Source organism: Streptomyces sp. NPDC044003 (assembly GCF_056435185.1).
Genome location: NZ_JBWKFA010000007.1, coordinates 40,457 through 58,380, shown reverse-complemented (window position 1 = coordinate 58,380; position 17,924 = coordinate 40,457). Strand labels below are relative to the sequence as shown.

The 17,924-nt window shown below is 71.3% G+C and carries 17 protein-coding genes; all 17 read right to left on the bottom strand.

The window, feature by feature from the left end; translation table 11 throughout:
- Window positions 1-15: 15 nt before the first annotated feature.
- Window positions 16-1,506 (bottom strand): MFS transporter, encoded by a 1,491-nt coding sequence (locus tag AC07AW_RS26370; RefSeq protein ID WP_478817922.1) that lies wholly within the window; start codon window positions 1,504-1,506, stop codon window positions 16-18.
- Window positions 1,507-1,654: 148 nt separating this feature from the next.
- Window positions 1,655-1,912 carry an acyl-CoA carboxylase subunit epsilon gene (locus tag AC07AW_RS26365; protein WP_478817921.1) on the bottom strand — a complete coding sequence of 86 codons (258 nt, stop codon included), beginning with the start codon at window positions 1,910-1,912 and terminating at the stop codon, window positions 1,655-1,657.
- A gap of 12 nt (window positions 1,913-1,924) precedes the next feature.
- On the bottom strand, window positions 1,925-3,496 hold the full coding sequence (locus AC07AW_RS26360) for an acyl-CoA carboxylase subunit beta (protein WP_478817920.1): 1,572 nt from the start codon (window positions 3,494-3,496) through the stop codon (window positions 1,925-1,927).
- Between the two features lie 15 nt (window positions 3,497-3,511).
- Window positions 3,512-4,219, bottom strand: a complete 708-nt coding sequence (locus tag AC07AW_RS26355; protein WP_478817919.1) for a 4'-phosphopantetheinyl transferase family protein — start codon at window positions 4,217-4,219, stop codon at window positions 3,512-3,514.
- Window positions 4,216-5,475: an MFS transporter gene (locus tag AC07AW_RS26350; protein WP_478817918.1), complete on the bottom strand. Its 1,260-nt coding sequence runs from the start codon at window positions 5,473-5,475 to the stop codon at window positions 4,216-4,218. The genes AC07AW_RS26355 and AC07AW_RS26350 overlap by 4 nt, the downstream gene beginning before the upstream one ends.
- On the bottom strand, window positions 5,472-6,377 hold the full coding sequence (locus tag AC07AW_RS26345; RefSeq protein ID WP_478817917.1) for an alpha/beta hydrolase: 906 nt from the start codon (window positions 6,375-6,377) through the stop codon (window positions 5,472-5,474). The genes AC07AW_RS26350 and AC07AW_RS26345 overlap by 4 nt, the downstream gene beginning before the upstream one ends.
- Entirely contained in the window at window positions 6,374-7,900 is a 1,527-nt protein-coding gene (locus AC07AW_RS26340; protein WP_478817916.1) for an FAD-dependent monooxygenase, read from the bottom strand. Before AC07AW_RS26340 ends, AC07AW_RS26345 begins: the two co-directional genes overlap by 4 nt.
- A 74-nt stretch (window positions 7,901-7,974) precedes the next feature.
- On the bottom strand, window positions 7,975-9,393 hold the full coding sequence (locus AC07AW_RS26335; RefSeq protein WP_478818259.1) for an FAD-dependent monooxygenase: 1,419 nt from the start codon (window positions 9,391-9,393) through the stop codon (window positions 7,975-7,977).
- Window positions 9,394-9,455: 62 nt separating this feature from the next.
- On the bottom strand, window positions 9,456-10,397 hold the full coding sequence (locus AC07AW_RS26330; protein WP_478817915.1) for an aromatase/cyclase: 942 nt from the start codon (window positions 10,395-10,397) through the stop codon (window positions 9,456-9,458).
- A gap of 36 nt (window positions 10,398-10,433) precedes the next feature.
- Complete coding sequence (gene fabG, locus AC07AW_RS26325) at window positions 10,434-11,264, bottom strand: 3-oxoacyl-ACP reductase FabG (protein ID WP_478817914.1); 831 nt, start codon at window positions 11,262-11,264, stop codon at window positions 10,434-10,436.
- A gap of 33 nt (window positions 11,265-11,297) precedes the next feature.
- Entirely contained in the window at window positions 11,298-11,567 is a 270-nt protein-coding gene (locus AC07AW_RS26320) for an acyl carrier protein (RefSeq protein ID WP_478817913.1), read from the bottom strand.
- A 72-nt stretch (window positions 11,568-11,639) separates the two neighbouring features.
- Window positions 11,640-12,866: a ketosynthase chain-length factor gene (locus tag AC07AW_RS26315; protein ID WP_478817912.1), complete on the bottom strand. Its 1,227-nt coding sequence runs from the start codon at window positions 12,864-12,866 to the stop codon at window positions 11,640-11,642.
- Complete coding sequence (locus AC07AW_RS26310; RefSeq protein ID WP_478817911.1) at window positions 12,863-14,134, bottom strand: beta-ketoacyl-[acyl-carrier-protein] synthase family protein; 1,272 nt, start codon at window positions 14,132-14,134, stop codon at window positions 12,863-12,865. The genes AC07AW_RS26315 and AC07AW_RS26310 overlap by 4 nt, the downstream gene beginning before the upstream one ends.
- On the bottom strand, window positions 14,131-14,460 hold the full coding sequence (locus AC07AW_RS26305; RefSeq protein WP_478817910.1) for a TcmI family type II polyketide cyclase: 330 nt from the start codon (window positions 14,458-14,460) through the stop codon (window positions 14,131-14,133). Before AC07AW_RS26305 ends, AC07AW_RS26310 begins: the two co-directional genes overlap by 4 nt.
- A gap of 113 nt (window positions 14,461-14,573) precedes the next feature.
- Window positions 14,574-16,352: an acetyl/propionyl/methylcrotonyl-CoA carboxylase subunit alpha gene (locus AC07AW_RS26300; protein ID WP_478817909.1), complete on the bottom strand. Its 1,779-nt coding sequence runs from the start codon at window positions 16,350-16,352 to the stop codon at window positions 14,574-14,576.
- A gap of 226 nt (window positions 16,353-16,578) precedes the next feature.
- Window positions 16,579-17,316 (bottom strand): DUF6230 family protein, encoded by a 738-nt coding sequence (locus AC07AW_RS26295; RefSeq protein ID WP_478817908.1) that lies wholly within the window; start codon window positions 17,314-17,316, stop codon window positions 16,579-16,581.
- The gene (locus tag AC07AW_RS26290; protein WP_478817907.1) at window positions 17,313-17,924 is read right to left on the bottom strand and encodes a hypothetical protein; all 612 of its coding nucleotides are present in this window, start codon (window positions 17,922-17,924) and stop codon (window positions 17,313-17,315) included. Before AC07AW_RS26290 ends, AC07AW_RS26295 begins: the two co-directional genes overlap by 4 nt.

The window sequence follows — 17,924 nt, the reverse complement described above, 5'->3', positions numbered from 1 at the left end:
GTGTCGTTCCTCTCTCTAGCCGACAGGCGGGGCGTCGGGACGCTCGGAGGGCCGCGCCCAGGGCAGCAGCGCCACCGCGAGGAGCAGCGCACCGACGCTGAAGAAGATGCCCACCAGGAAGGCCTGGTGGAAGACCTCGGCGCGGCCGTACCTCAGCAGGACCGGGTCACCGTGTGCGGCAGCCTTCAGCGGGGCGATCTTGCTGAACGCGATGGTCGCCGCGATGGCCACACCGAGCGCGCCGCCGGCTTCCTGGCTGGTGTTGATGAGTCCGGCGGCCAGGCCCGACTCCTCCTTTCCGACACCGACGAACGCCGTGATCTGCAGCGTCACGAAGGACATGCCGAGCCCGAGTCCGACGATCAGGAAGGCGGGCAGCAGGTCGGTGGCGTAGCTGCCGAACGCGGGTGCGCGCCAGAGCAGGAACAGCCCCACGGAGGTGAGCGCGAGACCGACCAGGAGCACCGGCTTGGCCGCGACCTTGGTGACCAGGTTCGAGGCGAGGCCGGCGCCGACCGACACGACGACGGCGAGGGGCACGTAGGCCAGGCCGGCGCGGGTCGGCGAGTAGCCGTAGACCTGCTGCATGAAGAGGCTGGCGAAGAAGAACAGGGTCACCGTGGTGCCGAAGAGCAGCACCGTGGCGACGTTCGCGGTCCGCAGGGCCCTCAGCCGGAAGATGCTGAGCGGGATCAGCGGCGAGGCGGCCCGCGACTCGATCACCAGGAAGGCCACGAACAGCGCGACCACGCCGACCAGGCTGCCGATCGTGCGGAAGGTGGTCCAGCCGACGTAGACGGCCTCGCCGAGGGTGAAGATCAGCAGCAGCAACGAGGCCGTGAGTGCCACGGCGCCGGCGGTGTCGAAGGGGGCTCGGTCCTTGCCCCGGCCCTCCCGCACGATCGTCGGAGCGATCAGCGCGGCGACGAGACCGATGGGCACGTTGATGAAGAAGATCCAGCGCCAGCCCGGCCCCTGCGTGAGCAGGCCGCCCAGGATGACGCCGGCGACCGAGGCCAGGCCGGTCAGCGCACCCCAGATGCCCAGCGCCTTGTTGCGCGCGGGGCCCTCGGCGAAGGTGTTGGTCAGGATGGACAGGGCGGCCGGGGCGATGAGCGCCGAGCCGAGGCCCTGCACGGCGCGCGCACTGATCAGCATCGTGCCGTTCTGGGCCAGCCCTGCCACCAGTGACGTCAGGGCGAACACGACGAGTCCGCTCTGCAGCATCCGGCGGCGTCCGAACCTGTCGGCCAACCGCCCGCCGAGCAGCAGGAATCCGCCGAGCACGGTGCCGTAGGCGGTGATGATGTATTCCAGATTCACCTCGGGCATCTTGAGGTTGTCCTGGATGGACGGCAGTGCGACGTTCACGATCGACACGTCGAGGAAGACCATGAACTGCGCGACGCCGATGAACGCCAGGATGATCCCGGGCTTACGGGCCTCACGGGTCTGCGAGGTGTTTAACGGTGCGCTCTGTTCGAGCGTGGAGTCCGAGGCAGGCATGGGAGCAACTCCTAGGGGGTGAGAACGGAACCGGAATCCTCCTCCGGTTCCACAGTACACGGGTAGCGCGCACCAGGTGTCAACTGCGGCCCGCGATCAGGCCCGACACGCCCGGCCCCTGCGCATCGAGTGTCCGGAATCCGGACAGTCACCCGTTCCCGGGCCTGGTGGACCGCCGCCACGAACGCGGGCCCTCGAACATGGAGGCTCGTTCCGGTCGCCGCCAGCCCGCCGCATCGCGCCGCCGTGCGGAAGGCGCGTCCGACGCGGCCTCCCTGGCGCGCCGGACGACGAGCGCTGCCGTGAGCGCGGCCAGCTCCTCGGGGCCGGGGTTGCCCCGATCCACGCGGAAGAGCTGGGAGAGCTGGGAGGGCTGGAAGACCAGGGAGAGCGGGGACTCGGTCATCGCGATCACCTTCTACTGGGGCGGGTTGCCGTGCTTGCGGCGCGGCAGGTCGGCGTCCTTGGCGGAGAGCATGGCGACCGCACGGCACAGCACCGAGCGGGTCTCGCGGGGGTCGATGACATCGTCGACGAGTCCGCGCTCCGCCGCGTAGTACGGGTGCACCAGCTCGTCGCGGTACTCGTCGATCTTCTGCCGGCGCATGGCCTCGGGGTCGTCGGCGGCGGCTATCTCGCGGCGGAACACCACGTTGGCCGCGCCTTCGGCCCCCATCACGGCGATCTCGTTGCCGGGCCAGGCCAGCGCGATGTCCGCGCCGATGGAACGGGAGTCCATCACGATGTACGCACCGCCGTACGCCTTGCGCAGCACCACCGAGATCCGCGGCACCGTGGCATTGCAGTACGCGTACAGCAGTTTCGCGCCACGCCGGATGATGCCGTCGTGCTCCTGGTCCACGCCCGGCAGGAAGCCCGGCACGTCCACGAGGGTGATCAGCGGGATGTTGAAGGAGTCGCAGAACTGGACGAACCTCGCCCCCTTCTCGCTCGCCCTGATGTCCAGCACGCCCGCCAGTGAGGCCGGCTGGTTGGCGACGACGCCCACCACATGACCGTCGATCCGGGCCAGCGCGCACACGAGGTTCGGCGCCCAGGTCGCGTGCACCTCCATGTACTCGCCGTCGTCGACGATCTCCTCGATCACTCCGCGGACGTCGTAGGCGCGGCCGCCGTCCGCCGGGACCAGGTCGAGCAGCGTGTCGCCGGTGCGGTCCACCGTGTCGGCGCACACGGCACGCGGCGGCATCTCCCGGTTGTTCTGCGGCAGCAGCGACAACAGATAGCGGACCTCGGCGAGGCAGGTCTCCTCGTCGTCGTACACGAAGTGCGCGACGCCCGACGTCCCGGCGTGCACATCGGCGCCGCCGAGTCCGTCCTGGGTGATCGCCTCGCCCGTCACGGCCTTCACCACGTCCGGGCCGGTGATGAACATCTGTGAGGTCTCCCGGACCATGAACACGAAGTCCGTCAGCGCCGGGCTGTAGGCGGCGCCGCCCGCACACGGGCCGAGCATCACGCTGATCTGGGGGATCACCCCGGAGGCCCGGGTGTTGCGCTGGAAGATGCCGCCGTAGCCGGCCAGCGCCGAGACGCCCTCCTGGATCCGGGCTCCCGCGCCGTCGTTCAGCGACACCAGCGGCGCACCGGCCGCGATGGCCATGTCCATCACCTTGTGGATCTTGGCGGCATGCGCCTCGCCGAGCGCGCCGCCGAAGATCCGGAAGTCGTGCGCGTACACGAAGACCGTGCGGCCCTCCACCGTGCCCCAACCGGTGACGACCCCGTCGGTGTACGGCTTCCTGGCCTCCAGGCCGAAACCGACCGCCCGGTGCCGGCGCAGCTGCTCGACCTCCGTGAAGCTGCCCTTGTCCAGCAGGAGTTCGATGCGCTCCCGCGCGGTGAGCTTGCCCTTGGCATGCTGCCGCTCGGTGGCCTCGGGGTCGGGGCCCCGATGGGCCAGCTCCTTGAATGCGGCGAGTTGGTCAAGACGGGCGAGAACCTCGTTCGCGGACTCTGGGGACGCCATGGTGTTCCTCTCTCTTCAGCTTCGGCTGTCCGGTGTCCGCAGGGCGGTGGCCGCCGCGTATCCCGGATGTGTGGGCAGGTCGCGCACGGTCCACCCCTGTGGCCGGTCGGGGGTCTCGCGCTGCCCCAGGTAGTCGGCGGCGGCCGGGCGGGCCAGGCCGGTGCCGAGGCCCTTGAGGTACGCCTCCTTACGGGTCCACAGCCGGCCGAACGCGACCCGGCGCTCGGCCGTGGGCAGCCCGGACAGTTCCTCGTGCTCCGCCGGATGCAGCGCCGGGAGACACGCCTCGACCGTCTCGGGCGACGGCAGGGCCTGGACATCGACGCCCACGGGCTGTCCGGCCACACCGATCGCGATCAGGCCGTGGCTGTGCGACAGCGAGAAGTGCAGGGGCATCGGGGCGTCGAGGAGCAGCGGTTTCCCGCGCGGGCCACCGCTTCTGCCCAGGCGTATCCGGCCGGGCGGGATGCCGGTGTAGCGGGCGAGCAGTCGGCGCAGCGCGAGGTGCGCCGCCACGTACCGCTGCCGGTCGAGGGGGCGCACGAACGAGGCGGCCCGGTCCGCCTCGGCCTCGTCCAGCTCGGGCGGGAGCCCGCTCGGTGCCGCCTCGTCCGTGGCCGGGAGGCGCAGGATCCACACGTGCAGGCCGTCTTCGGGGACGGCGAGGGTCGCTCGCCGCCCGGCACCGGTGAGCGGGCTCGTGGACACGGCGGGCACGCTCATGGGCGCACCACGGGTTCCTCCGCCGCCGCCGAGCGCTCCTTGGATCGCACCTGTCCCGTACGACGTACGTGCAGCAGCGCGACGCCTCCCGCCGTCAGCGACACGAGTCCGCCGAGCCACAGTCCCGACCGGGCCCCGAGCCGTTCGGTGACCTGCCCCAGGACGAGGGAGCCGATCGGTGTGGAGCCCTGGAGGATCAGGGTGTAGAGCGCCATGACGCGGCCGCGGTAGCGCGGATCGCTGCCGAGCTGGACGCGGTGGTTGGCCGCCTGGACGAAGTAGATCGCCGCGAAGCCGGTCAGGCACAGCAGGGCGACGGCCGTCGTGGTGGTGGGTGCCACCCCCGCGACCGTCTCGAGGATTCCGAAGGCGAGTGCGGACCCGGCCACCAGGACGGCGGACGGGCGGCCCCTTCGGGCGCTGGTGGCGAAGGCCGCGAGCAGCGACCCCGCGGCGAAGCCCGCTGTCAGGAGGCCGAAGGAGGCCGCGTCGGAGTGGAACACCGTCTTGGCCAGCAAGGGGAGCGTGAGCTGGAAGTTCATCCCGAACAGCCCGACGACCGCGACGAGCGCCAGCACCGGAGCCAGGTCGCCGCGGGCCACCACATGGCGCAGCCCGTCCACGACGCGGGACCGGGCGTCCCGCGTCGCGCCGCGGTGCATCTCGGAGGGCCGCATCATGCGCAGTCCCACCACCGTCGCCAGATAGCTGACCGCGTTGAGGAGCATCACCCAGCCGGTGCCGATGCCGGTGATGAGCAGTCCGGCGAGCGCCGGTCCGACGACGCGGGCGACGTTGAAGTAGGCGGCACTGAGTGCCGAGGCGTTGGGCAGCAGGTCACCGCCGACCAGTTCGCTCACGAGCGCCATCCGGGTCGGCACCTCGACGGCGTTGACCACGCCGAGGCCGAGCGCGAACAGACAGATGTGCCACAGGCGCACGGTGTCCGTGAGCACCAGCAGGGCCAGCGGCAGCGCCAGGGCGCCGGATGCCAGGTTGGCGACGGTCAGCAGCAGACGCTTGTCGTGGCGGTCCGCGAGCCGGCCGCCCTGCAGCGTCAGCAGCAGCGGCGCGAACTGCAGTGCGGTGACGGTGCCCAGGGTCGTCGCGGAGTTGTCCGTGAGGCTCAGGACCAGCCAGTCCTGGGCCACCACCATCATCCAGGTGCCCGTGGCGGACAGCACCTGTCCGGCCGCGAAGAGCCGGAAGTTGCGTACGGACAGGGAGGGGAAGGGCCGCCTGAGTGAGCTGTTCATGAGTGCGCGGTCCCACCTCGCGTCCGGTCCGGGATGCAGTCCTCCAGGAACGCCAGGGTCCGCAGATGGTACGAGCGGGCCGCCCAGCCCAGGCTGATGTTATGGCCCGCGGCGGGCTGCCGGTCGACCACCACGCGGGGGGCGGCGGTCAGCCGGGCCGTGAGGTCCGCCAGGTCCTGCTCGCCGTGCCGCCACCATGCCTCGTGCTCGGCGAAGGTCAGTCGCACCGGGATGCGGATGCGCGGGGCCAGCGCGGTGAAGAGGCCGGGCCAGTGGGGCAGTTCGTCCTCCTCGCGCTTCGGCATGGGGGCCACGACGTCGGCACTGGTGCGGAAGGTGTCGGGTGGATAGAGCGACAGCGGGCCCCAGTGGAACCTCCGCCGGGGCCCCGCACCGGCGGGCTCGGCGAGGTCCACGGCATAGCGGTGTCCGAGACCGGAGATGTCCAGGCCCAGGAGGGCGGGCGTGTCCGGGTCGGCCGCCAGGGACAGCGCCAGCTTGCCGCCGAACGAGTGGGCGAGAAGGAACGTGCCGGCCCCGGTCGCGTACCGCGAGGTGAAGTCGGCGAGCGCCGCGCGCACCGCCGCGGACTGTTCGCTCAGGGTCTGGCCTTCGGGGAGTCGCGTCGCCGAGCGCCCGTAGCCGGGGCGGTCGAGGGCGAGCACCGTGTAGCCGAGGCTCGCGCCCAGCGCCAGCAGGGACTGCTCGGGGTGTGCCTGTCCGTCGAAGTAGCCCGCGCTCATGCCGCCGCCGTGGAGGGCGACGACGGCCGCGCGCGGCGCGGTGCCCTCCGGCTCGCTCAGCAGGGCGGACAGCGGGATGCCGGCCGCGTCCAGGGTGATGCGGCGTACGCCGCGGGAGACGGGCGGCGCCAGGGTCGGTGTGCTCCGCGCGGCACTCATGAGGCAGGTGCCCCGAACCACCGTCGCAGCGCCCGGTTCAGTCCGCCGAGGTCGTCCGCGTCACCCGCCCACGCGACGTACCCGTCGGGCCGCACCAGGACCGCGGACGCCCCGGTGAGCGGGTCCTCGCCGTCCACCGGCTTCGGTACCGCGGTCGTGATGCGCACCCGCGCCAGATGGCGGACCGCCGCCCGGCGTACTTCGTGGTCGTCGGCGAGGTCGAGCAGCACACCGCGCGCCGGGTGCATCAGCTCGGTGGTGCTGGTCTCCCCCGCCGCGCCGATCAGTCGGCGGTGCCCGACGCGGCGGCCGGTGAGCGGGTGGGCTCCGGTCGTGGCGTCGGCGATGTCGTAGCGGATGTCGAGGCCGCTGACCACTCCGGCCAGATGCCGTTTGACGTCGTCGTACTCGATGAGTTCCGCGAACAGTTCGCGCAAGGGGTCCGACTCCTCCCCGCCGAGGAACACCGTGCCCTGCGCGCGGGTGTTCATCAGCAGCCGGGCTCCCACCGGGTGCCGCTCGGCGTGGTAGCTGTCCAGCAGGCCCTCGGGCGCCCAGCCCCGCACCACGTCCGCCAGCTTCCAGCCGAGGTTCACGGCGTCCTGCACGCCGGTGCTCAGCCCCTGCCCGCCGGCCGGGAGATGGATGTGCGCCGCGTCTCCGACGAGCAGCACCCTGCCGCGCCGGTACTCCGAGGCCTGCCGGGTCGCGTCGGTGAAGGAGCTCACCCATGTCGCGTCGCCGCCGTGGATGTCCTCACCGGTGATGTGCTGCCAGGCGTCCGCGACCTCGGCGAAGGTCAGCGCCTGCTCGCGATCGCGCGCCGGGACGCCGTCGGGGCAGACGATGATGCGGTCCACGCCGTCGCCCAGCGGGGCCGCCATCACCATGCCGTGCGGCTGCCGTTCGCCCAGGAACCGCGGACGCAGCTCGCAGCCGACCACATCGGCGAGGAACATCGCGCGGGTCGCCGGGGTGCCCGGGAAGTCGAAGCCGGCCGCCCTGCGTACGGCGCTCTGTCCGCCGTCGCAGCCCACCAGGTAGGCGGCACGCAGCTGTCGGTCACCGTCCGGGGTGCGTACGGTGATCTCGACCGCGTCCGCGTCCAGGAACCCTTCGGCCAGCGCGACGAACTCGCAGCCCCGCCGGATGTCCGCCCCCAGCTCCGTCGCCCACTCCTCGAGGACCGCCTCGGTCTGCGACTGGGGTATGCCGCGGGCCCCGAAGTGGGCGCCCTCCAGCACGGTGTAGTCGAACTGCACCCCGCCGAAGTGGCCCATCGGGCTGGTGGTCAGCTCGCCGAACCGCGGGAGGAGCCCGCGCTGGTCGAACACCTCCATGGCGCGCGCGGTGAAGCCCAGGCCGCGGGACTGCCCGGTGGGCCGCTCCAGCCGCTCCGTCACGACGACGCGTACCCCGCCGAGCCGCAGTTCCCCGGCGAGCATCAGACCCGCAGGACCGGCACCGACGATGATCACGTCGGCGTCCAAGGTGCCTGCGCCGTCGGGCGAGTTGATGGGCATGGCTGCCTTCCCTTCGATTCGTTGAGGTGGAGTGAAAGGGCAGGGCATGCCCTGGAGGGTCGGGTGCGGAGGGCTCAGAGCGGTGGGCCGAACCAGCGCTCCAGCGCCTCCGCCAGGCCGTCGGTCCCCGGCCCCGCCCACGCGACATGACCGTCCGGCCGTACGAGGACGGCGTCGAGCTCTTCCTGGGCGCTGCCCGGTTCCGCGGGGGCCACCACCCGGGTGACCCGGTCCGCCCACCCGTCGCCGACTCGCGGCACGGTGTCCGGGGCGCGGCGCGGGTCGAGCAGCAGACCCCGGCCGGCGCGCAGTGCCTGCACGGCGGGGTTCGGGACGTCACCGGAGGTCAGGGCGGTGTGCGGCAGCCGGGCTCCCAGCAGGGGGTGCGGGGGGCCGTCGACGGCATAGCGGACGTCGAGGCCGCTGATCATCGCGGCGAGGTGTTCGCGCACCGCGTCGATCGCGATGAGTTCCGCGAGCACGGCGCGGGTGGGTTCCACTTCGGCTCCGCCGAGCAGCAGCGACGCCTGCGCCGTGATGTTGGCCAGCACGCGCCGGCCCACGGTGTGCCGTTCTCGGTGATAGGTGTCGAGGAGTGCGGCAGGAGCGGCCCCGCGCAGGTGCAGTGCCAGCTTCCAGCCCAGGTTGAAGGCGTCCTGCAGCCCGAGGTTGAGGGCCTGGCCGCCGATGGGCATCTGCCGGTGGGCCGCGTCGCCGGCGTACAGGACGCGGCCGTCCCGGTAGCGGGCCAGCTGACGGTTGGCGTCGCCGAAGGAGTTCACCCACAGCGGGGTGCCGGCGCTGATGTCCTCGCCGGTCACCCGCTTCCAGATGTCGACGATCTCGGCGAACTCCGGTGCTCCGGTGCGCGCTCCGGCCGTGCTGCCGAACTCGTGCACCATCACCCGTGTCACGCCGTCGTCCCTGCGCGCCGCGATGGCCAGGCCTCCGGGCAGGCGCTCGAAGCGCCGGTTCGGGATCTCGATGCCGTCGACGTCGGCGCGCAGCAGTTCACGGCCGGCGTCCTGGCCCGGGAAGGCGGCGCCGGTGAGGCGGCGTACCGCACTGTCCTCGCCGTCGCAGGCGACGAGATACCGGGCGCGCAGAAGCAGGGGGCCGTCGGGGCCGACGGCCTCGGCCTCGACGTACTCCCCGTCCGCTGCCGGCACGGACACCTTGCGCAGTTCATGGCCGCGCCGGATGTCCGCACCGAGCGAGAGCGCCCACTCCTGCAGCGCCTCCTCGGTGCGGAACTGCGGCACCTTCCACTGGCCGGGGTAGGGGCTGGGCAGGGTGAGATCGAGCGGAATGCCGCCGAAGTGCCCCCGCGGCTCGTTCGGCGGGGTGCCGAACGCCGCGAGCAGTCCACGGCTGTCGAGGATCTCCATGGTGCGGGCGTGCAGCGTGGAGGCCCTCGACTCCGTGGTGGGTGCGTCGCGTTGTTCCAGGACGACCACCTCGGCGCCGCCGAGCCGCAGCTCGCCGGCGAGCATGAGCCCGACAGGTCCGGCGCCGACGACGACGACCTGGGTGTCCGACCGGTGGGGGGACACGGTCAGCCGCTCTGTTCGGCGTGGCTCTTGGCGTGGCCGAGGGTGGCCAGGCTGTTGGTGCTCAGCGCGCTGTGCACGTACGCGCGGGCGTCGGCGACGGTGGCGTCCGGGCCGAGGATCGCCGCGATGTTGGCGGTGTTGAGGGTGACGGTGTGCTGGGAGGAGGCGAGCGTGCCCTCGGGGTTCTCCTCGAAGGTCCACAGACCGGTGTGCAGGGTCATCAGCGCGGGCAGCGTGACCTGCTTGTAGGCGATCCTGTGGTGCGGGAACGTCACCCGGTACGACTTGGTGGTGTGCACGCTGCCGTCCTTGGCCCGCGTGTCCATCTCGAGCGTCTGCAGTCCCGGGGAGTCCTCGGTGAGCCGGACGGTCGCCACGTGCGGCAGCCGCTCGGCCCACAGGCCCGCCTCGTCGATGAACTCGTACGCCTGCTTCGCGCTGCCCTGGACGAGCACGCTGTCGGTGAAGGAGAACGTCACGTCCTCGGCGGCATGGGCGCGTTCGAGGTTCTCCTTGAGCGCCGACAGCTCGGAGCGGCTGTTGCGGTCGACGACCTCGTCGATCCAGCGCAGCCCGTCCGGGTCGTCGTCGATCGCGCGGTAGTCGTGCAGCAGCCGGATCCTGGAGTCCGTCTCGCCCAGCGGCTCGATGATCCAGGTGCCGGCCATCGCGGCGACCGGCGGCGTCGTGATCTCCTGCCGGAACGAGATGCGCAGGGCGTCCGGGTCCAGGGTGCGGCGCGAGGTCCAGTTCTTGGCCTCGCCGCCCGCCGTCGCCCAGATGCGGATCAGCTCCTCGGTGCCGGCCTCGTTCGTCTCCACCTGGTCGACGTGGATCGTGGGAGGGAAGATGCGCGGCCAGTTGGTCACCTCGGCCAGCAGCCGGTAGGCGGCTGCGGCGGGGGCGTTGACGGTGATCTCGTGCTCGACCTCGCGAGTCGTCATGAGCACTTCTCCTTGCTCTGTGTCACGGCGGTGGGGTCAGAAGTTGCCGAGTCCGCCGCAGACGTTGAGTGCCTGCGCGGTGATGGAGGCGGCGGTGTCGGAGGCCAGGTAGCCGACGAGTCCGGCGACCTCCTCGGGGGTGGAGTACCGGCCGAGAGGGATCTTCGACTGGAACTTCGCCAGGATCGCGTCCTCGTCGGTGTCGTACGCGGCGGCGTACCCCTGCCGCACGCGCTGCGCCATGGGCGTCTCGACGTATCCGGGGCAGACGGCGTTGACCGTGATGCCGGTGGGCGCCAGTTCGTTGCCCAGGGCCTTGGTGAAGCCGACCACGCCGTGCTTGGAGGCGGAGTAGGGGGCGCCGAGCACGACACCCTGCTTGCCCGCGGTGGACGCGATGTTGATGATCCGGCCGCGGTCCTTGTGGCGCATTCCGCCGGTGTTCAGCACCTCCCGGGTCAGCCGGAACACGCTGTTGAGGTTGGTGTCGATCACGTCGAGCCAGAGCTCGTCCGCGATGTCCGCGGTCACCCCGCCGCCGGACCGGCCCGCGTTGTTGACCAGTACGTCGATGGTGCCGAACCGGTCGACGGCGGCCCGGACGAACGCCGTCACCGCCTCGGCATCGCGGACGTCGACGACGGAACCGTCGACGTCGAGGCCCTCCTCCCGCAGCTCCTTGACCGTCGCCGTGACGTTCTCGGCGCTGCGCGCGCCGATGAACACGCGGTGTCCCTGCGCGGCCAGCAGCCTGGCCGAGGCGAGGCCGATGCCGCTGGTGGCTCCGGTGATCAGCGCGACTCGTGCGGTGCTCGGTGCGTTCTGTGCGTTCTGTGCGTTCTGTGCGTTCTGCGTGTCCCGCGTCATGTCGTTCCCTTCCTTCCGGGTGGTTCAGGCGGCTCAGGCGGCGCGGGCAGCCGCGAACTGCGCGTTGACGGCGTCGATGAGGGCGCGCGGGGTGAGGGCGTCGGTCAGCGCGTCGTCGTCCAGCGTGATGCCGTACTCCCGCTCGATACGCCCGCCCGTCTCCAGGAGCGCCAGCGACTCGTAACCGAGGAGCTCGAACTCGGTGTCGAGGATGTCGCCGTTCAGGTCGACCCCTTCGTCCGCGCCCGCGGCCTCCAGGAGGATCCGCTTCAGGTCGTCGAGGGTGAAGAGTTCCGTGGCCATGGTGGTCCCTTTCAACGGTGTGACGTGGAGGTTCGTCGCTGGAAAGACATCGGTGGTGGCGCCGCGCACGGGCTAGTCGACGGCGCGGACGGCCATCGCGGAGTTGAACCCGCCATGGCCCCTGGCCAGCACCAGCGCGGCGCGTATCCGGGCGGGGCGCGGCTGGGAGACGACCAGGTCCAGGTCGTACTCCGGGGACGGATCGATGTGCGTGGTGGGCGGGATGACGCCGTCCTTCATGGCCAGGAACGCGGCGGCCAGGTCGAGCGGCGCGGCGCCCGAGTAGAGGCGTCCGGTCATGGTCTTGGGGGCGGTGACCGGGACGCCGCGGGGCCCGAAGACGGCGGTGATCGCCTCGGCCTCCACCCGGTCGAGCTCGGGGTCGGCCGCCGCGTCGGCGAAGACCACGTCCACCTCGTCCGGCGCGAGGCCGGCGTCGGCGAGGGCCAGTTCGATGGCCTTGCGCAGGCCGGGCTCACGGCCGGCCCCCGGCTTGGGGTCGATGGTGGCGCCGTATCCGGCGATCTCGCCGTAGACCCTGGCGCCCCGCGCGCGTGCCGCGTCGGCGTCCTCCAGGATGAGGATCGCGCCGCCTTCGCCCGGCACGTATCCGCCGGCGTCACGGTCGAAGGGAACGTACGCCCGGGTCGGTTCGTCGCTGGTGCTCAGCCTGCCGCTCGCGAGCTGGGCCACCCAGCCCCAGGGGCAGATGGAGGCGTCCACGGCGCCGGACACGACCAGGCTGGTGCCCTTGCGGATCTGCCGCCGGGCCTGCGCCACCGCGTCGATGCCGCCTGCCTGGTCGCTGACCACGACACCGCTGGGGCCCTTCATGCCGTTTCGGATCGAGATCTGGCCGCTGTTGACGGCGTAGAACCAGGCGAAGGACTGGTACGCGGAGACGTGCTGGCTGCCCTGGCTCCACAGCTTCTGCAGCTCGCCCTGGCCGAACTCGAAGCCACCGGACGAACTGGCCGTGATCACGCCCATGTCGAAGTCCGGGAGTTCGTCCGGGGTCACGCCGGCGTCGGCGAGGGCCCAGTCGGCGGCGGCCAGCGCGATCCGGGTCATCCGGTCGGTCTGCGGGATGAGGCGGCTCGGCAGGTGTTCCGCCGCCTCGAAGCCGGATATCTCGCCGGCGAGCCGGGCCGGGTAGCCCGAGGGGTCGAAGTGGGTGATGCGGCCGATGCCGCTCTTGCCACTGCGGGTGGCCGCCCAGTAGTCCTGGGTGCCGAGGCCGTTCGGGGAGGCGATGCCGAGTCCGGTCACCACCACCGAGGCGGGCGCGGACGCGGTCATGCGAGGCTCCTCTCAGGTCGTGCGAGCACCATGGCGCTCTGGAATCCGCCGAATCCGCTGCCGACGGTGAGGACCGCGTCGGTCAGCTGCTCGCGTGCGACGAGCGGCACGTAGTCGAGGTCGCACTCCGGGTCCGGGGTGTGCAGGTTGGCCGTGGGAGGCACCACGTTGTGTTCCATCGCCAGGGCAGAGGCGGCGATCTCGATGGAGCCGATGGCGCCCAGCGAGTGCCCGACCATCGACTTGATGGAGCTCACCGGGGTGCGGTAGGCGTGATCGCCCAGGCTCCTCTTGAAGGCGGCCGTCTCGTGTCGGTCGTTCTGCTTGGTGCCGGAGCCGTGCGCGTTGATGTAGTCGATCGCCTCCCCGTTCAGCCGCGCCTCGTCGAGTGCGACCCGGATCGCCTCCGCCATCTCCGCGCCGTCCGGGCGCAGGCCCGTCATGTGGTACGCGTTGCTGCGCGTCGCGTAGCCGGCGATCTCCGCGTAGATGTGCGCGCCGCGCTTCTTCGCGCTCTCCAGCTCCTCGAGTACGAAGACGGCGGCGCCCTCTCCCAGGACGAACCCGTTCCGGGTGCCGTCGAAGGGACGGGACGCGTGCTCCGGGTCGTCGTTGCGTGGGGTGGTGGCCTTGATCGCGTCGAAACAGGCCATGGTGATCGGGGAGATCGGGGCGTCGGAGGAGCCGGCGATCATGACGTCGGCCGAGCCCTCGCGAATCAGCTCGACGGCGTAGCCCACCGAGTCGATGCCGGAGGTGCAGCCCGTGGACACCACGGTGCTGGGCCCCTCGGCGCCGACCGCCCAGGCGACCTCGGCCGCGAAGGAGCTGGGGACCATGTGGTTGTACAGGTGCGGGGCCGCGTACGCGTGGTCGACGAGGTCGAGCCGGCCGCCGTCGCTGACCACCCGGTACTCCTCGTCGAGCCCCATGGTGGCGCCCACGGCGCTGCCCACGGTGACACCGATCCGGTACGGGTCGAGCCCGCCCAGCTCGACGCCGCTGTCGGAGACCGCACCGCGCGCCGCGACCACGGCGAACTGCGCGGCCCGGTCGAGGCGGCGGACCTCCTGCGGGCTGAGCCCGTGCTCGTACGGATCGAAGTCGATCTCCGCAGCGACCCGGGAGCGGAACGGCGCCGGGTCGAAGAAGGTGATGCCGCGCGTCGCCGTGCGGCCCTCGCTCAACAGGTTCCAGAAGTTCTTGGCTCCGATGCCTCCGGGGGCCAGTACTTCGATACCGGTGACGACAACACGTCGCTCGGTCACGACGACACCTCCCAGTGGTAGAAGCGCTCGGCCATGGCGTCGGCGGGCGAACGCCAGGTCGCCGGGTCGTACGCCTCGATGAAGGGCTTCAGGTCATTGCTGATCCCGATGAAGCGCGGGTCGGACTTGGCCTGTTCGATCAGCTGGCCGCCGTTGTCCTCGTCGAAGTCCTGGAGATGGAAGTACAGGCCCCGGTACGAGAACAGCTGGCGGCGCCGCGTACCCATGAGGTGGGGCATCTCGGTCTCGTCGAACGCGGCGAAGAGTTCGGCCACGTCGGTTGCCGCGCCGGGCTGCAGGCGGGCAACGATGAGTGTGCTGTGCATGGGGTTCACTCCTCAACTGGTCTTGCTGGCATGACTGTGGGAGAGCGGGAGGAAGCGGGACGGCGAGGCCGTGGGATCGCGAGGCAGCGGTGATCCATCCCCGACAGGGGTGGTCATTCCTTGATCTCGCAGATGACCTGGCCGGAGGTGATCGACGCACCCACCTGGGCGGAGAGACCGTTGACGGTGCCCGAACGGTGGGCGGTGAGGGGCTGTTCCATCTTCATCGCCTCCAGGACGACGACGAGGTCGCCCTCGGCCACCTCCTGGCCGTCCTCGACGCCCACCTTGACGATGGTGCCCTGCATCGGCGAGACGAGAGGGGCGCCGGAGACGGCGGGCCCCGAGGTCCTGGCCGGGCGGCGCCCGGGCCTGGCCCCGACGGCCGCACCGCTGCGGGGCACGGTCGTGCCCAGCGACGACGGAGAGGGGACGGAGACCTCCAGACGCCGGCCCCCGACTTCGATGACCAGGGTCTCGCGGCCGGACGCCTCGTCGGACCCGGCCTCGCCGGGCGCCGCGAACACGGGGATGTCGTTGCTGAACCCGGTCTCGATCCAACGGGTGTGGACCGTGAACGGACCGTCCGAGCCGTGCAGTTCGGGGGCGAACGCGGGGTCGGTGACCACCTTGCGATGGAACGGGAGGGCGGTGGCCATCCCCTCCACGGTGAACTCGTCCAGGGCGCGGGCGGCCCGCTGCAGGGCCTGTTCCCGGGTGGCTCCGCTGATGACGAGCTTGGCGAGCAGGGAATCCCAGGCCGGACCGACCACCGATCCGGACTCGACCCCCGTGTCCAGCCGCACGCCGGGCCCGTGCGGCGGGTCGAAGACGGTGACGGTGCCGGGGGCGGGGAGGAAGCCCCGCCCGGGGTCCTCGCCGTTGACACGGAACTCGAACGCATGGCCGTGGCTCGGCGGGTCGTCGTAGCCCAGCGCCTCGCCGTCCGCGATGCGGAACATCTCGCGGACCAGGTCGATACCGGTGATCTCCTCGGTGACCGGGTGCTCCACCTGCAGGCGGGTGTTGACCTCCAGGAAGGAGATCGTGCCGTCCACGCCGACCAGGAACTCCACGGTGCCGGCGCCCACATACCCCGCCTCGCGAAGGATGGCCTTGGAGGCCGCGTACAGCTCGGCGTTCTGCTCCGGCGACAGGAACGGCGCGGGCGCCTCCTCGACCAGCTTCTGGTGGCGACGCTGCAGCGAGCAGTCCCGGGTCGACACGACCACGACCGTGCCGTACCGGTCCGCGAGGCACTGGGTCTCCACATGCCGTGGCCGATCGAGGTACCTCTCCACGAAGCACTCGCCGCGACCGAACGCGGCGACGGCCTCACGTACCGCCGACTCGTACAGCTCCGGCACTTCCTCCACGGTGCGGGCGACCTTCAGACCACGCCCCCCACCACCGAACGCGGCCTTGATGGCGACCGGCAGTCCGTGCTCCTCGGCGAAGGCCACGACCTCCTCGGCACCGGACACGGGGTCGGGGGTCCCGGCGACCAGGGGCGCACCGGCGCGCAGGGCGATATGACGGGCCGACACTTTGTCGCCCAGATCCCGAATGGCCTGCGGCGGCGGCCCGATCCAGATCAGCCCGGCGTCCAGGACCGCCTGGGCGAATTCGGCATTCTCGGAAAGGAACCCATAGCCCGGGTGCACCGCGTCCGCGCCGGAATCGGCCGCCGCCCGCAGCACCTTGGCGGTGTCGAGATAGCTCGTCGCCGGCGTGTCACCGCCGAGCGCGAACGCCTCGTCCGCCGCCCGCACATGCAGGGCGTCCCGGTCCGGATCCGCGTACACGGCCACACTCGTGATCCCCGAATCCCTGCAGGCCCGGGCCACGCGGACAGCGATCTCGCCGCGGTTGGCGATCAGCACCTTTCGCACGATGGAAGTTCTCCTGCCTCAGAAATCACTTGAACTCGAACAGGCCGCGGTGAAGCCGGTCATGAATTCAAGGTTGTCCCGCTCCGGATGATCCCGGCAACGCCTTCCGGTGCAGGACTGTGGCTACTTCCATCAGATTTCACGGCTGCCCTTGCAGCCGGATTCAGGAACTGAAAGCGGACGTCAAGAAGTTGCCGAGCAACGTCAGAAATCCGTCAGACGACCGTCACGGCGTGCCGGGTGTCCCCGTGGGGGCCGCCGGGGCGGGGCAGGCGACCGTGCCCGGCCGTACGGAGAGGGAGAGCTTCGGAGTCGTCAGGAGGCCCGGGATCTGGAAGTCCTGGGCGGTGCCGGTGATCCGGTCGAACTTGGCGTAGCGCGCCTGGATGCCGAAGCGGTGCTGCGGGCTGTCGAGCGGGTTCACGACGTACGCGCCGGTGGCGTCCTTCACGGTCTTCACGTCCGCCCCGTTCGTGTTGAGGTCGACGATGCCGTCCATGTCGAGGACCCCGGTGGCGCTGCGCAGGTCGAGGACGGTGTTCTTCGTCCTGATCTCCCAGGAGCCGGGGTTGTCGTCGCCGAGGGTGAGCAGCAGGGTGTACGTGGCTCCCGCGATCTGCTGCCGCCGGCTCAGACAGAGGCCGTTGATGACGCCGTCCGCGAAGCCCATGCGGAGCACGCGTTCGGTTCCGGTGCTGCCGTCGGGCCGTACGACGCTCTGGTCGACGACGGCGGCGCCGTACTGCGTCCCGTACAGGCTGCTGGTGGTGAAGTCGACGGGCCGGTCCTGGATGCGGAGGCCGACGGCGAGCGCCCCGGTCGCCATGGCGGAGCCGAGGCCGCCGGCGGCGAGGAGCGCGGGCACGGCGACGGCGAGGGACCGGCGCCAGTGGGTGCGCCCTTCCTCCCGGGCGCTGATATCACGGGTGCCGATGTCACGGATGCTGATGTCACGGGTGCTCATGGTGTGGTCACCGTGATGGTTCCGGGGAGGTGGACGGGGTTGTCGGTGGAGTCGAGGGCCGCGTGGTCGTCGACCGTGCGGATCGCGTAGATGTCGCCGGTGAAGTCCTCGGCTCCGGCGGTGAGCGGGATGAGGGAGCCGAAGAAGTCGAGCAGCCCCTGCACGCCGCAGATCTTGAGGAGGACGCGGACGCAGACGTTGGTGATGTTCCCCCACATCGTCGTCGTCTCGGCCTTCCCGGCGCTGTCGTAGCCGCCGAGCGAGCCCTCCCCGGGCACGTCGATGGTGACGGTGTGTCCGGCCGCCCGCTGGACCACGTTCATGTGCGAGCGGATCTTCAGCTTGGTGAAGGTGTACTGGGTGGTGGTGCGGGTCGAGCCGTCGGAGAGCCGGATGGTGACGTTCTTGTCGACCGTCATCGAGACCGCGACCATGCTGTCGATGGTGACGTGCAGCGGGTCCGGGGAGGGCAGGAAGGGCACGCCGAGGGGCTCGACGGCGGCGGTCTCCCCGAAGGCGCTGCTCGGCTGCCCGGACCAGACCGCCGTGACGACCGCGAGGAGCAGCGCGGCCGCCACGGCGAGGGCCCGGTGGCGCGCCCCGCGCAC

Excerpts from the sequence above, each read along its gene's own strand:
- AC07AW_RS26335 (WP_478818259.1), bottom strand. The coding sequence starts at position 9,393 with ATGCTCGCCGGCGAGCTGCGGCTCGGCGGCGCCGAGGTGGTCGTCCTG.
- AC07AW_RS26330 (WP_478817915.1), bottom strand. The coding sequence starts at position 10,397 with ATGACGACTCGCGAGGTCGAGCACGAGATCACCGTCAACGCCCCCGCC.
- AC07AW_RS26345 (WP_478817917.1), bottom strand. The coding sequence starts at position 6,377 with ATGAGTGCCGCGCGGAGCACACCGACCCTGGCGCCGCCCGTCTCCCGC.
- AC07AW_RS26370 (WP_478817922.1), bottom strand. The coding sequence starts at position 1,506 with ATGCCTGCCTCGGACTCCACGCTCGAACAGAGCGCACCGTTAAACACC.
- AC07AW_RS26320 (WP_478817913.1), bottom strand. The coding sequence starts at position 11,567 with ATGGCCACGGAACTCTTCACCCTCGACGACCTGAAGCGGATCCTCCTG.
- AC07AW_RS26355 (WP_478817919.1), bottom strand. The coding sequence starts at position 4,219 with ATGAGCGTGCCCGCCGTGTCCACGAGCCCGCTCACCGGTGCCGGGCGG.
- fabG (WP_478817914.1), bottom strand. The coding sequence starts at position 11,264 with ATGACGCGGGACACGCAGAACGCACAGAACGCACAGAACGCACAGAAC.
- AC07AW_RS26305 (WP_478817910.1), bottom strand. The coding sequence starts at position 14,460 with ATGCACAGCACACTCATCGTTGCCCGCCTGCAGCCCGGCGCGGCAACC.
- AC07AW_RS26340 (WP_478817916.1), bottom strand. The coding sequence starts at position 7,900 with ATGCCCATCAACTCGCCCGACGGCGCAGGCACCTTGGACGCCGACGTG.
- AC07AW_RS26365 (WP_478817921.1), bottom strand. The coding sequence starts at position 1,912 with ATGACCGAGTCCCCGCTCTCCCTGGTCTTCCAGCCCTCCCAGCTCTCC.
- AC07AW_RS26315 (WP_478817912.1), bottom strand. The coding sequence starts at position 12,866 with ATGACCGCGTCCGCGCCCGCCTCGGTGGTGGTGACCGGACTCGGCATC.
- AC07AW_RS26350 (WP_478817918.1), bottom strand. The coding sequence starts at position 5,475 with ATGAACAGCTCACTCAGGCGGCCCTTCCCCTCCCTGTCCGTACGCAAC.
- AC07AW_RS26360 (WP_478817920.1), bottom strand. The coding sequence starts at position 3,496 with ATGGCGTCCCCAGAGTCCGCGAACGAGGTTCTCGCCCGTCTTGACCAA.
- AC07AW_RS26295 (WP_478817908.1), bottom strand. The coding sequence starts at position 17,316 with ATGAGCACCCGTGACATCAGCATCCGTGACATCGGCACCCGTGATATC.